Origin of the sequence: Allobacillus halotolerans (assembly GCF_018967645.1) — a bacterium.
GTDB lineage: Bacteria > Bacillota > Bacilli > Bacillales > Alkalibacillaceae > Allobacillus > Allobacillus halotolerans.
In genome coordinates this window covers 36443-49448 of the sequence record NZ_JAHLZF010000009.1, presented here as the reverse complement: position 1 = coordinate 49448, position 13006 = coordinate 36443, and the positions used below count along the sequence as shown (strand labels likewise).

Genomic DNA, 13006 nt, shown 5'->3' with positions numbered 1-13006 from the left:
TTGTATCTTTTCAAGAATTATTGTACATTAATTATAGTGAGTTTTTAATTATAATTATTATAAATAAGGAGGATTTATATGGAGTTAAAAGATTATGGAGCAAACCCATTCGTTACAGATATTGAGGAAGCCACGAAACAAAACGAGAACTATCGGACAGCGCTTTGGACAGGGAAAAATCTACAGGTAACGTTAATGAGTATTGCTGTCGGTGAGGACATCGGATTGGAAGTCCACAATCACATCGACCAATTCTTGCGCATTGAAGAAGGCGAAGGCCTTTGCCAAATGGGTGACAGCAAAGACAATCTAGATTTTGAGAAAAAAGTAGGGCATGATGATGTCGTTCTTGTACCTGCAGGCAAATGGCATAATGTCACCAACAAAGGGGACAAGCCTTTAAAACTATATTCCATCTATGCACCGCCAGAACATCCACACGGAACTGTTCATGAAACAAGAGCAATTGGCATGGAAGCCGAAGAACATCATGACCACGAATAATTATGCTAAATTAAAAGGATAGCACAAAGGTTCATAGAAGAAATGAAAACCCGAACGATTTTGGTGTAAATAAATCGTTCGGGTTTACTGCTTGAATGGCGCTCCATCAAAACACTTCTTGTCTGCTTACTTCATTTTCTATATAAATTTTTGTCTTTATCATCCATATTTTTTGTCTCAGCCTATCTTTACAAATCATTTAGCGCGGCTTCGACTTCTTGATCACCGGATATCAAATCGAAGCTTTTATATTCAGTTGATTCTGTATCCAAACACGACACAAGCACGCGTGCGACGTCTTCACGTGGAATCGTACCTCGTTCAATAAGGTCCTTACTGCCAATTTTTATTTTTTCAGTACCTGGATCATTCACAAGTCCGCCTGGTCTCACGATTGTATAAGCTAACTTACTTCGCTTCAGTTCTTTATCTGCAAAATGCTTTGCCACATAGTAGTAAACAATCTCCTCATTCCAATTTCCCCGATTATTTGCTTGAAAAGCACTCACCATTAAAAATCGCCCAACACCAGCGACTTCAGCTGCCTTGATCATCTTAGCAGCACCATCCAAATCAATTCTTAATGTCATATCTGCTCCTGTTTTTGGGCCCGATCCTGCTGTGAAAATGACCGCATCAAATCCTTCAACAGTTTGTTTCAAGGATTCTACGGAGTCGAGCAGGTCAGCTACAGTTGTTTGAATGCCTTTTGACTCGAAATAATCTTTTTGCTCTTCATTTCGAATCATAGCAACAACTTCGTGCTCATCTTCTTCTTGGAGCAATTGCGTTACATGCCTGCCAATCTGACCATTCGCTCCTACGACAAGTGTTTTCATGTTTGTATACTCCTTTCTTTAGATCGAACATTGCATTCGATTAAATTTACCGTGCTTCCGTATTTATACTCCTATTCATTCCCTTCCCTAGAACATAAAAAACCAATTCTAAGTCAACTGTTGAGGCTATGACAAAATTTTTAAAGAGATCGCGAATTAACCCTGAAGCCTCGCATATTAACCCTGAAGATTCACAAATTAACACTGAAGCCCGGCAGATAAACCCTGAAGATCTCCAATTTAACACTGAAGCTCAGCGAATTAACCCTGAAGGACTTCAAATTAACACTGAAGCACCGCGAATTAACCCTGAAGGTCTCCAAATTAACCCTGAAGCTCTAAGAACTAGCATTGAAAACGTCACAGATGTCGACTTATTCCCCTCCAGTACAAGCATCCGCCGTAAGCGGTCACCTTACACCAACGGCCATCATCGAAACCTACGCTAAGTTGTGTATTTACCCCTACAAATGTTTTAGAGCAAAAAAACCGAACCACCTATTGGTGATCCGGTTGATGTGCTTTTAATGTTATTGAGCTTGCTTATTCGCATGTCCTTGTTCTTCTATTGCTTGAAGTTTCTCGTCAATTTCTTCGTCTGTCATTTTATGCTCAATGACGTAGCGGTTACGTGGGTGCACACGGCACTCATGTGAACAGCTTCTCATATAGAAATGTTCATTTTCTTCAGACATAATGATTTGTTCATTACATTCTGGATTTGCACAGTTCACATAGCGTTCGCATGGCTCACCAGTGAAATAATCGCGGCCGACAACAACATGTTTCACTCGATTAATCGGTACACTGATTCGCTCATCAAAAACGTAGCATTGACCGTCCCATAGCTCTCCCTTTACTTCAGGGTCTTGGCCATAAGTGACAATTCCGCCATGTAATTGACCAACATCATCGATGCCCTCTTTTTTCAGCCATCCAGTGAACTTTTCGCAACGGATACCGCCTGTACAATAAGTGAGTACGCGTTTCCCTTCAAGCTTTTCTTTATTTTCACGGACCCATTCAGGCAATTCACGGAACGACCGAATATCCGGACGAATTGCTCCACGGAAGTGTCCGAGGTCGTATTCATAATCATTTCTTGCGTCTAAGACAACGACATCATCTCGTTGCAACTCTTCGTAAAATTCCTTTGGTTCTAGAAATTCAGCTGTATCTTCAGTTGGGTTAGTATCTTCTTCACCAAGTCGAAGGGTTACAAGCTCGTCGCGATGTCTTACATGCATCTTCTTGAATGCATGGCCTTCAGACTCATCAATTTTAAAAACCATATCCTCGAATCGCGGGTCGGCATGCATTGTGTCCATGTACTTTTGTGTTTGTTCAACTGTACCGGAAACCGTTCCGTTAATGCCTTCCTCCGCAATTAAAATTCTTCCTTTTAACCCTAATTCCTTACAAAACGTCAAATGTTCTTCAGAGTATTCCTCTGGATTTTCGATCGTTACAAACTTGTAGTAAAGCAAAACACGATATGCTTCTTTTTCCATGTCAAAACCACCTTGCAATGATAATTTTTTAATGGAAAGATGTCTTTCATAAGCATATGAAGTATATGTTTATAAAAATAAATATCTTCCTTCCAATCAGATATTGTATCATAAATTGATGACCTTCGCAATCTTCCTACCATGCTACTTAATTTTGAAGAAAACTTTCCTCAAAAAGTGATGCAGTATTCGAATTCGGGTAAACAAAGGAATAACACACATGATGACCAATCTTCAGTCAGACAGCAAAGGAGAGAACAAATGAATTGGAAGTTATTCGTTTTGCTACTGATAACACTTGTTGTGTTGGTAGCTTGTAGTGAAGATGATCAAACAGAAGATACCAATGTAACAGCAGAGGATCAAGAGACTGAAACAGAGCAGAAAACGAATTCCTCTAATGAATCAAATTCCGGCGAAAGCATTACTGAGGAATCCGTCGACCAAGCAGAATTACAGCCGGTAACTGAAGTCGAAATTACTGAAGCTTCCGAGCCGAGGGATCTCGAAGAATATATAGAAATGGACCGAGTCATGAAAGATGTGGATGTCGACTCCCACGCTTTACATGTCGTTACTGATCATCCTGGTAAGAGAGTTATTATTTATACAAAGGATGAAGAACAGTTATATAAATCCGTTTATGTAAAAAGAAACGCCCTCTTCAAATTAATCGACTTACAAAAAAGTAAACCGGTCGCCGTTGAAGAAATTCAATAATCTATTTACCCAAGTTCAGCTTAGCTTGGGTTTTTTTGTATATGTTTTTTGCTATAATGAAGAATAATGACAATAAGCTATATAAAAGGAGTTTAAGAATATGCCAGACTTTAATGATTTTCATGCATTGGATATTCGGATTGGAACAGTGACGGCTGCGGAAAATTTTGAAGAAGCCCGAAAACCTGCAATCAAATTATGGATTGATTTTGGTGAGCTTGGGACGAAACAATCGTCGGCACAAATCACCAAGCGCTATTCACCAGAGATCATGGTCGGTCGTCAAGTTGTTGCGGTAACTGGATTTGAGCCCCTGCGAATCGCTGGGTTCAAGTCTGAAGTCCTTGTTATTGGTGGCGTGCCAGAACAGGACGATGTTGTTTTATTAACACCGGACGAGAACGTTCCGAATGGCACGAAGGTTTTATAGTCAGGAGGAAAATCATGCACTTACCAGTATGCTCGGTCTGTAAACAAAAATGGACATGGAAAGAAACATGGAAATCTTCACTTCGCTTGGATACTCGCATCCCTTGTCCGAAATGCCAATCAACCCAGTTCATCACGAAAAGATCCCGACGTAAGCAAATGTTTCTCACATGGCCATTACTTCTCCCTATTCTTTTACCGCTAACTGGCCTTTCTTTCGTGTGGATTATTCTTCTTTGGGCACTGTTGATTCTTTTATATATTGTCTTCTATCCTTATTTTGTTCGGTTATCAGATCAAGAAGAAGACCATTTCACCGACTCACTTAAGAACCACAGTTAATGTTCAGTAACTATACTTCATCACCACACTTCCCCAGCCGAAAGATGTTTACATTTAATTGAATCCGGGGATTGACCTGTGAGTAACTTACAGAGGATGGTGATGGTATGTTACGTACGATTCTAATGATTATTGGTGCCATTGTAGTGATTAGCTTAATTCTTTCTTTGATTTAATATTGAAAAATCTAGCCAAAAAAACCTAACGACTTTGCGAAGATCCAGCCATTTTATCCTGCAATACATCGTTAGGTTTACATAGATATCCAATTATATGAGAGTGTTTCGATACCACTCAGCTGCTGCTTTTACTTCTCCGATTGTCAGCTGATGGCCCTGGCTTTCCCAATGAAGGTCGACTTTCGCTCCCGCTTCAGTTAACAATGCTTTTAGTTCTTCCGATTCTTGCGACGGGCAAATCGGATCATTTGTCCCTGCCGCGATAAACACCGCCTTATCCGTCAAATCAGGTAATTCGATTCCTCTTCTAGGAACCATCGGATGATGTAAGCTTGCACCTTTTAATGCACCTTCATAATGAAAGAGTAAGCTTGCAGCAATGTTTGCCCCGTTCGAATAACCGAATGCGATCACTTGTCCCCGGTCAAAACCATACTCTTTTGCCGCTTCATCAAGAAACGTATTCAATTCTTTTGTTCTAAAAATCAAATCCTCTTCATCAAAAACACCTTCCGCTAAGCGTTTAAAGAAACGTGGCATACCATTTTCGGATACATTTCCTCGAACACTCAACACATTGGCTTCTGGATCAATATAATCTACTAAAGGTAGCAGATCTTCTTCTGTTCCGCCCGTCCCATGCAATAGTAGCAATGTATGTGGTGTCTTTCCTGTTCCTTTTTTAAATACATGTTTTAATGCTAATTCATTCGACATTTTGTTCGTCCCCTTCTTTTTCATACGCCTTTCTTTAATTGTATCAAACGTTGAAATGGCTGACCCAATGTTCAGCTTTTCAATGACACTAAAACGTGTTTGAAGTACAAAACTTTCGGCAATGCCTTTATTAAGAACGTTATATTCATAACCTCTTTCAAAGATGACTTTGAGTCTCGTTTTCATAGATGTTTTCACAAATTGAATCGGGCTCTCTAAAACTTTTATCACTGTTGACAATTAACTTCTCTGAGAATAAAAAAAGCAAAAAGATTATGCTAACGGAAAGGAGTATGACAATGCTACGGAAATTTTCCATACAAACAAAGCACCATAGTGAAATGGTGGATATCACTTCTCTTGTACAAGATTTCATCACCGAGGAGCAAGTCATTAACGGAAGTGCTGTCGTTTACTCACCACATACGACTGCCGGCATTACAATCAATGAAAATGCCGATCCTGACGTCAAAACGGATATGCTAAGACGATTTGATGAAGTTTTCCCTTGGGTCAACGAACAAGACCAACATGCAGAGGGGAATACAGCAGCACATATGAAAACGAGCACTGTCGGTACCTCTGAATTCATTATCGTAGATAACCGCGAATTGCTATTAGGTACATGGCAAGGAATTTATTTTTGTGAATTCGATGGACCACGAGAGCGAAATTTTTATGTAAAAATCAATGAAAAGACGGATTAAATGTAGAAGGGTCCTTTTCCGCAAATCAAAGCAAATCGAAAGCGTCAAGACACCAATAGTTAATTTGCTCGTTCAATAAAGAACGTCAACGAAAAAGGCTGGGACAAAAGATCAACGCCAAGTCCAGCCTTTGTGTCTACATATTTTTCGGTAAAATGACTTTATTTCATTTCTTCCCTTATTCTTTGCTGAAAATCCGTATACATTGAACAGTAGTCTTCTTTTATATCCTTTACGATTTCTCTCTCCACTTTTGGTGTAAATAAGAAGTATCCTAGGTTTCGCCGATTAAACGCACGGTTCCAAGATTTCTCATTCCCAATAACACCTAACTTTGCACTTTCTTTAACTGCTTGCCTTGGCGTTTTAACCGATATGCCCTTTGCATCTAAATAGCCATACAGCGTTTTTCGTGCATGCTCCAAACACATCTCATGAAAGTGAACGAGAGTGGCAGCATCCGATATGCTCATTGTTTCCTTTTCAACTTCAGATGTCAACAATGAAAAAGCTTTCTCGAAGGATTCAAAAAGCTCTTTCCATCGTCCAACTTTGTGTTCTTCCAACATATACTTCCTTTCGTTGTCATTTATTTACCTTAAGGGTCCTGGGACTGTTCCTTTTTTTATTGATGTTTTATTTTTTTCCATCCAATGATTGTATACCTCTTGAAATCGATCTTCTTCTTCATCTTTATAACCTTCAAATAAAACCTTGTCAATATTTTCTTCATTAAAATAGAACACGTTGTTTGGATCTAATCCTTGAGGATATAAACAACCAGAATAATCATACATAATTCTTTCATCTTCCGGCCTTTCAGCTGGAAAGATTGGCCCCCGATTCAAAATCATTATCTTGGTCCTTCCTTCGTTTAGGTACACTACTGAACCTATCGGTAACATCGTTTTATCCCCCCTCTTCTAATCAATCAAATTGCAATCCCGAAGTAACTTCACTCTTTTTGGTGAAATCTGTTGTTCTGATGGTGCCTCATTCTTCAGAGGTCACTGCCTAATAACTCCAGAAAATCTTATGAAGATGAACAGTAGAACTAAACAGGGCACTTTATATAAAATTTCACTTCTTCGTACATCAGACCTATATCGCTATTTTTTCGTCATCTTTAATTTTAACATTGAAATCCCCTACCCCAATTGCTAAGAGCCCAACAAATAATGCAATGAATAAAAAAAGCATACCAAAAATGAGGATGAGGACATTAGCTGCTACTTGAATGAATCCACCCCACATCAACAAGGTAAATCCAAAAAAGAATGAGTAAGTTAAAAATACAAAGAGCGCATACTTCAATGAGTCTGGTCTGATCCAGATACGCACCATCGAATATTCATTCAAGTTGATGGTCTGATACAAGTTTTTCCGATTCTTTCGGTTTATATAGTAATAGACGAATATAACAAGCAAAAAAGCAATAAATACGATTGATGAATTGATGAGAGTGGTTCCTTCCACATCAAAGAAACTCACCAAGGGTTGCAGCAAACTGGCTAAAAGTACGCCGACCAACCCCGCAAGCAATCCTTCACGAGTCGTTGATTTCTGTTTCACTTTGGGTGCTTTTATTTTTTCGATTAACTCGTAATCATTGACTTTGTAAGCAGTATTCGGGAGAATCCAATACAAAAATGGAAATAAAATTTTCCATATGGAGTCTCCTAAATCTACGATGTAATCTTTTTCATCAATCGTTACGATTCTATATCTTAAATTCATGTACACGCCATGTACAATACATTTCATTTCGCGATCAATCCTTTTCATCGGGATACTTATCGAAAATCATATTTTATTTGAAAAATGGTTTCTAGTAATCACCTTAGAAGATTACAGAATTTAAATCCAACAATTATTCCAATAACATTTGAAAAATAGAGCATTTTACCCATTTTATGAAACTTTATAATTTAAATGTCTATTAAAGATTTTTTAATCCTATTTTAAAAGAGGTAGCCAACATGATCTTGTTTTTGTATTTTACTGAAATTTTTTATTGACAATGAATTCAATTCGATTTATGCTATTGAATAATCATATGAATGAAAAGCGTTGACGAAGAAGAGTAGTTCGTTTTCTGTACTTCAGAGAGCTGGTGGTTGGTGTGAACCAGTGTGCGAAATGAATGAATGGCCTTCCGAGCTTCCAAACCGAAACGACTGCGTAAGTAGGCTTTGGCGAAATGTCTCGTCGTTATCTGAGACACACATTCAAGCAATTGGGCTGGATGTTGTAAAGAGAGCTTCATGTTGAAGCTAACAAAGGTGGTACCACGGGTTCCCTCGTCCTTTATTTAGGATGTGGGAACCTTTTTGTTTTCAGTAAAATTATATAACGATTAATCAATGACGAAGAAGAGTAGGTTTATGGCAGATCATCAAAGAGAGCTGGTGTCGGTGGAAATCCAGCATGGTCGGTAAGCTGAATGGACTTCAGAGAGTTTTTCCGAAATGCAAAGAGTAGGAAAAAACGGTTTCCCGCCGTTATCGGGTATTGAGCGGAAGAGGTAATTCTCTTCAACTAAAGGTGGCACCGCGGTTTCGATCGTCCCTTATGAACACATACTTATTGTGTTTGTAAGGGACTTTTTATATGAAAACGAAAAAAGGAGCGATTGACATGTTGGATTATTTACGAACGATCACAGAACGGAAAAGCTTGTCTTTCAATGAAATGAAGCTTGCAGCAGAGCAGTTATTCTCAGAAGAGATTACCGATATTGAGCGTGGAGCATTTTTATCAGCCTTACGAGTGAAAGGTGAAACACCGGAAGAAATTGCTGGGTTAGCAGCGGCGATTCAGGCAAAATCACTGCAACTTCCAGTCGACTCCCCGGATATTATCGACAACTGTGGTACAGGAGGCGATGGGTCGATGAGTTTCAATATTAGTACGACTGCTGCATTCGTCATGGCTGGTGCTGGACTGACCGTTGCAAAACATGGCAATCGTAGCGTTTCTAGTAAAACCGGCAGTGCAGATGTGTTGGAAGAACTCGGTGTCAATTTATCTTTGTCTGGTCACCACGCAAAAGAGCTTCTCGAACAAAATGGCATTACCTTTTTATTCGCCCCGACCATCCATCCGGCGATGAAAAAGCTGATGACAGTTCGAAAGACTTTACGAATTCCGACGGTCATGAATCTTATTGGCCCATTGACCAACCCAGTATCACTTTCTTCTCAATTTCTGGGAATCAACCGCGCGGATATGGTCACGGATATGGCTGAAGTACTTCGTCAACTAGGCAGAAAACGTGCCATTGTCGTCCATGGTGCAGGTGGAATGGATGAAGCCTCTCTTGCCGGCTATAATCAACTGGCTCTGTTGGATCAGGAGGCCATCTCTGATTTCCGGTTGCATCCAGAAGAAATCGGCTTACCCGTATATCCACTGGAAGCGATTCGTGGCGGGGACACGAAAGAAAACGCAACGATTTTAAACAGTGTCTTGCGAGGAGAAAAAGGTGCTTATCGCGATACGACACTACTGAATGCAGGACTTGGGATTTATGCGAATGGAAAAGTCTCATCTCTTGAAGAAGGAATCCTTGCAGCCAAAGAAAGCATCGATTCCGGAGCAGCGAACGAAAAATTAGCAATGTTGATTGAGTATAGTCAACGTGTAAAGCGAGGTGCATAACATGACCATTCTTGATGAAATTTTAGCGAAAAAACAACAGGAAATTACCGAATTGAAACGGTCTTATCAAAGACAATCGAGTCAAAAGAAGTCTCTCGTTTCTCTATATGAATCCTTTCAGCAATCTGACCGAATGAATATCATTGCAGAATTCAAGCGCGCCTCCCCTTCCAAAGGTCCGATTAACGTCGATGCGGACCCAGGAATTCATACGAAAATGTACGATCAATTTGGCGCAAATGCTATTTCTGTTTTAACCGACCAACCTTTTTTCCAAGGAAGCATGGAAGATTTACAACGTATCCGACAGGTCGTCGACATCCCTGTTTTAAATAAAGATTTTATTTTAGATGAGATTCAAATCGACCGCGCACTCGATTATGGTGCAGACGTCATCTTATTAATTGCTGCAGCCATGAATCCAGCGCGCTTAGAGCAGCTTTATCGCTATGCAACCGGATTAGGCTTAGAAGTTTTACTGGAGATCCATACGGAAGAAGAAGCCGTAATCGCGAACGATTTAAATGCGAATATCGTCGGCATCAATAATCGTGATTTAAAAACGTTCAACGTTGACTTGGCGACAACTGAGCGGTTAGCTGAACAAATAAAAGATCCGGCGACACTACTGATCAGTGAAAGTGGCATGAAAACGACGGCAGATGTCGAGCGCGTTCAACAAGCTGGTGTGAGTGGAATTCTTGTCGGCGAAACGATGATGCAATCAAACGATTTAAAACAAACATTTAACGAACTGCGTATACCTTTAAACGAGGTGAGCTTGCATGATCGTTAAAGTCTGCGGTGTTCAGGATAAAGAGACTGCATTAGCCGTAGCCGCTTCTGGTGCTGATTTTATCGGATTTGTTTTTGCGGAAAGTTCACGACGGGTCGAGCCAGAGGTCGTCAAAGAAATCATCGCTTTTTTACCGGATACGATCAAAAAAGTAGGTGTCTTTGTTAATGAATCGCCTGATGAAATTAATCGAATTGCCGCTTTCGCCGGGCTAGATATCATCCAATTACACGGGGATGAAACGCCGACGGAGTGTGAGCAGATCGACTATCCGGTCATCAAAGCTTTTCCTATTCGGGAACCACATAATCTAGAACGACTTTCTCTGTATGATGTTGCTTATTCGTTAGTCGACCATCCAGGAGGGAAATATCGTGGTGGTTCGGGGCATGCATTCGATTGGCAATTATTGAAGCAAGCAACTCCGAGTCATAGCCAGATTATTTTAGCCGGGGGACTGCATCCGGAGAATGTTCAGGAAGCGATCCAAACAGCGCAACCATTTGGAGTCGATGTTTCCAGCGGTGTAGAAACAGATGGCAGAAAAGATGTTTCGAAAATCCAAGCATTTGTGACGCAAGCAAAAAATAAGGAGATGAAAATATGACAACGACTCAACAACCGAACACTCAAGGGTATTATGGTGAATTTGGCGGCAGATTTGTCCCAGAGACGTTGATGCCAGCAATCCTGGAGTTAGAAGAAGCTTATCATGAAGCAAAGCAAGACCCAGCTTTTCAACAGGAGTTAGACCAGTATTTACGCCAATACGTTGGTAGAGAAACACCTTTATATTATGCCGAAAGACTCTCTAAATCACTTGGCGGTCCAAAGATTTATTTAAAACGCGAAGACCTTAATCATACCGGTGCACACAAAATCAATAATGCACTAGGCCAAGCACTGTTGACCAAACGAATGGGCAAGCGAAAAGTCGTTGCTGAAACAGGAGCCGGCCAACACGGCGTAGCGACGGCAACCGTCTGTGCTTTACTTGATTTAGATTGTGTCATTTTCATGGGAAAAGAAGATATTGAACGACAGAAGCTAAATGTTTTTCGGATGGAGTTATTAGGTGCGACCGTCAAAAGTGTCGACCAAGGAAGCGGTACGTTAAAAGATGCCGTCAATGAAGCATTACGTTATTGGGTGAGTAACGTAACAGACACCCATTATATTATTGGCTCCGTTGTTGGGCCTCATCCCTTCCCACAAATTGTCCGGGATTTTCAACGCGTGATCGGTGATGAAACGAAAGAACAAATCGTGACACAGGAAGGAAGACTGCCGGATGCTGTTGTTGCCTGTGTCGGTGGTGGTAGTAATGCAATGGGCATGTTCGCACCCTTTGTAGAGGAAGAAGACGTTCAGTTATACGGAGTTGAAGCAGGAGGCTCAGGCATTGAAACCGGAAAGCATGCAGCTACATTAACAGGCGGATCTGCTGGCATCTTACACGGAACCTTGACTTATTTACTGCAAGATCAAGACGGACAGATCCAAGAAGCACATTCGATCTCCGCAGGTTTAGACTATCCAGGTATCGGACCGGAGCATAGCTATTTACATGCATCCAACCGGGTCACTTACTCATCAATCACAGACGATGAAGCATTGGAAGCTTTACAGTTATTGTCGAAAACGGAAGGGATTCTTCCTGCACTCGAAAGCTCACACGCAATCGCTTATACGATGAAGTTGGCAGAGTCATTGTCGAGTGATCATACTGTTGTCGCCTGTTTATCCGGTCGTGGCGATAAAGATGTCGAAGCGGTAAAAGCTCATTTGGGAGGTGGCTTTCATGGGTAAATTTTCAATTGATACGGCAATTCAGCGGGTTTTGGATAAAGGTGATAAAGCATTTGTTCCTTATATCATGGCCGGCGATGGCGGACTAGATCAACTGGAATCACAAATTCAATTATTGGCCAACGCAGGAGCTACCATCATTGAGTTAGGTATTCCATTCTCAGACCCTGTCGCTGACGGACCAACCATTCAAGCGGCTGGCCAACGTGCATTAACGAGTGGTGTCACGTTAAAAAAAGTGTTGGATGAATTAAAACGTTTTAAAGAATCGCGTGATATACCGATTGTGTTGATGACCTATATCAACCCTGTTTTTACTTACGGTCCTAAACGATTTGCCGAAGATTGTGAGGCGAGTGGCGTGGATGGTGTGATTGTTCCGGATGTTCCCTTGGAAGAATCCGACCTTGTTTCGAACGCACTAAAAGAACACGAGATTGCCTTTATCCGATTAGCCACGCTGACCAGTACACCGGATCGTTTGGCTAAAATTGCCGAGCAGACGGAAGGATTTTTATATGCCGTAACGATTAACGGCATAACAGGTGTACAAAATAGGTTTGGTGACCAATTGGGCAACCATTTAACGAACATCAAGCAACAAACAGATAAACCCGTGTTTGCCGGTTTCGGTGTCTCCTCTCCCGAACACGTGCGGGAGCTAACCGCGTATTGCGATGGTGTCATCGTCGGCAGTAAAATTGTCGACCTTCTCCATCAAGGAAACGAGGAAAAGATCCAGACGTTGATCCAATCAGCAAAAACTGCACATGTATAGGTGAAAAGAGCTGTC

17 protein-coding genes and 2 other annotated features are annotated in these 13006 nt (G+C 40.9%); of the genes, 11 read left to right on the top strand and 6 right to left on the bottom strand.

The features are described 5' to 3' along the window. Positions 1 to 78 precede the first annotated feature (78 nt). A complete protein-coding gene (locus KQ486_RS07540; RefSeq protein WP_144163491.1) occupies positions 79 to 504 on the top strand; it encodes a cupin domain-containing protein in 426 nt (141 codons plus the stop codon). 188 nt (positions 505 to 692) lie between these two features. Here the strand turns inward: KQ486_RS07540 and KQ486_RS07535 are convergent, their stop codons facing one another. Then, entirely contained in the window at positions 693 to 1343 is a 651-nt protein-coding gene (locus KQ486_RS07535) for an SDR family oxidoreductase (RefSeq protein WP_216687226.1), read from the bottom strand. Between the two features lie 128 nt (positions 1344 to 1471). Between KQ486_RS07535 and KQ486_RS07530 the strand changes: the two genes are divergently transcribed. Continuing rightward, positions 1472 to 1792 (top strand): hypothetical protein, encoded by a 321-nt coding sequence (locus KQ486_RS07530; protein ID WP_144163489.1) that lies wholly within the window; start codon positions 1472 to 1474, stop codon positions 1790 to 1792. A gap of 81 nt (positions 1793 to 1873) precedes the next feature. On the opposite strand, the gene trhO is transcribed toward KQ486_RS07530, so the two are convergent. Then, the gene (gene trhO, locus KQ486_RS07525) at positions 1874 to 2854 is read right to left on the bottom strand and encodes an oxygen-dependent tRNA uridine(34) hydroxylase TrhO (protein ID WP_216687225.1); all 981 of its coding nucleotides are present in this window, start codon (positions 2852 to 2854) and stop codon (positions 1874 to 1876) included. 261 nt (positions 2855 to 3115) lie between these two features. Between trhO and KQ486_RS07520 the strand changes: the two genes are divergently transcribed. From KQ486_RS07520 to KQ486_RS14645, 3 genes are all read left to right on the top strand, one after another. Continuing rightward, positions 3116 to 3574: a hypothetical protein gene (locus tag KQ486_RS07520; protein WP_216687224.1), complete on the top strand. Its 459-nt coding sequence runs from the start codon at positions 3116 to 3118 to the stop codon at positions 3572 to 3574. Between the two features lie 100 nt (positions 3575 to 3674). Further along, positions 3675 to 4004 (top strand): chaperone CsaA, encoded by a 330-nt coding sequence (gene csaA / locus KQ486_RS07515; RefSeq protein ID WP_144163486.1) that lies wholly within the window; start codon positions 3675 to 3677, stop codon positions 4002 to 4004. A gap of 14 nt (positions 4005 to 4018) precedes the next feature. After that, complete coding sequence (locus tag KQ486_RS14645; RefSeq protein WP_144163485.1) at positions 4019 to 4345, top strand: TIGR04104 family putative zinc finger protein; 327 nt, start codon at positions 4019 to 4021, stop codon at positions 4343 to 4345. A gap of 269 nt (positions 4346 to 4614) precedes the next feature. Here KQ486_RS14645 and KQ486_RS07505 read toward each other — a convergent pair whose 3' ends face one another. Continuing rightward, positions 4615 to 5241: an alpha/beta hydrolase gene (locus KQ486_RS07505; RefSeq protein ID WP_216687278.1), complete on the bottom strand. Its 627-nt coding sequence runs from the start codon at positions 5239 to 5241 to the stop codon at positions 4615 to 4617. A gap of 299 nt (positions 5242 to 5540) precedes the next feature. Here KQ486_RS07505 and KQ486_RS07500 point away from each other — a divergent pair, with 299 nt between their 5' ends. Beyond that, entirely contained in the window at positions 5541 to 5948 is a 408-nt protein-coding gene (locus tag KQ486_RS07500) for a secondary thiamine-phosphate synthase enzyme YjbQ (protein ID WP_216687223.1), read from the top strand. 161 nt (positions 5949 to 6109) lie between these two features. On the opposite strand, the gene KQ486_RS07495 is transcribed toward KQ486_RS07500, so the two are convergent. The 3 genes from KQ486_RS07495 to KQ486_RS07485 all read right to left on the bottom strand — a co-directional run bounded on the left by KQ486_RS07495 (position 6110) and on the right by KQ486_RS07485 (position 7712). After that, complete coding sequence (locus KQ486_RS07495) at positions 6110 to 6514, bottom strand: nucleotidyltransferase substrate binding protein (RefSeq protein ID WP_216687222.1); 405 nt, start codon at positions 6512 to 6514, stop codon at positions 6110 to 6112. 27 nt (positions 6515 to 6541) lie between these two features. Beyond that, positions 6542 to 6853, bottom strand: coding sequence for a DUF4176 domain-containing protein (locus KQ486_RS07490; protein WP_216687221.1), 312 nt, complete (start codon positions 6851 to 6853; stop codon positions 6542 to 6544). A gap of 196 nt (positions 6854 to 7049) precedes the next feature. Beyond that, a complete protein-coding gene (locus KQ486_RS07485) occupies positions 7050 to 7712 on the bottom strand; it encodes a DUF443 family protein (RefSeq protein WP_216687220.1) in 663 nt (220 codons plus the stop codon). 297 nt (positions 7713 to 8009) lie between these two features. Then, positions 8010 to 8259 (top strand) — a binding site (T-box leader). A 43-nt stretch (positions 8260 to 8302) separates the two neighbouring features. After that, positions 8303 to 8521: a binding site (T-box leader), on the top strand. A 64-nt stretch (positions 8522 to 8585) separates the two neighbouring features. Between KQ486_RS07485 and trpD the strand changes: the two genes are divergently transcribed. Genes trpD through trpA form a run of 5 tightly spaced genes read left to right on the top strand, consistent with a single transcriptional unit; the run spans position 8586 to position 12991 of the window. Further along, positions 8586 to 9608, top strand: a complete 1023-nt coding sequence (trpD, locus tag KQ486_RS07480) for an anthranilate phosphoribosyltransferase (RefSeq protein WP_216687277.1) — start codon at positions 8586 to 8588, stop codon at positions 9606 to 9608. A gap of 1 nt (position 9609) precedes the next feature. Further along, positions 9610 to 10404: an indole-3-glycerol phosphate synthase TrpC gene (trpC, locus tag KQ486_RS07475; RefSeq protein WP_216687219.1), complete on the top strand. Its 795-nt coding sequence runs from the start codon at positions 9610 to 9612 to the stop codon at positions 10402 to 10404. After that, complete coding sequence (locus KQ486_RS07470) at positions 10394 to 11011, top strand: phosphoribosylanthranilate isomerase (RefSeq protein ID WP_216687218.1); 618 nt, start codon at positions 10394 to 10396, stop codon at positions 11009 to 11011. Before trpC ends, KQ486_RS07470 begins: the two co-directional genes overlap by 11 nt. After that, the gene (gene trpB, locus KQ486_RS07465; RefSeq protein ID WP_216687217.1) at positions 11008 to 12213 is read left to right on the top strand and encodes a tryptophan synthase subunit beta; all 1206 of its coding nucleotides are present in this window, start codon (positions 11008 to 11010) and stop codon (positions 12211 to 12213) included. The genes KQ486_RS07470 and trpB overlap by 4 nt, the downstream gene beginning before the upstream one ends. Further along, positions 12206 to 12991 (top strand): tryptophan synthase subunit alpha, encoded by a 786-nt coding sequence (gene trpA / locus KQ486_RS07460; protein WP_216687216.1) that lies wholly within the window; start codon positions 12206 to 12208, stop codon positions 12989 to 12991. Before trpB ends, trpA begins: the two co-directional genes overlap by 8 nt. The last annotated feature ends 15 nt before the right edge of the window (positions 12992 to 13006 follow it).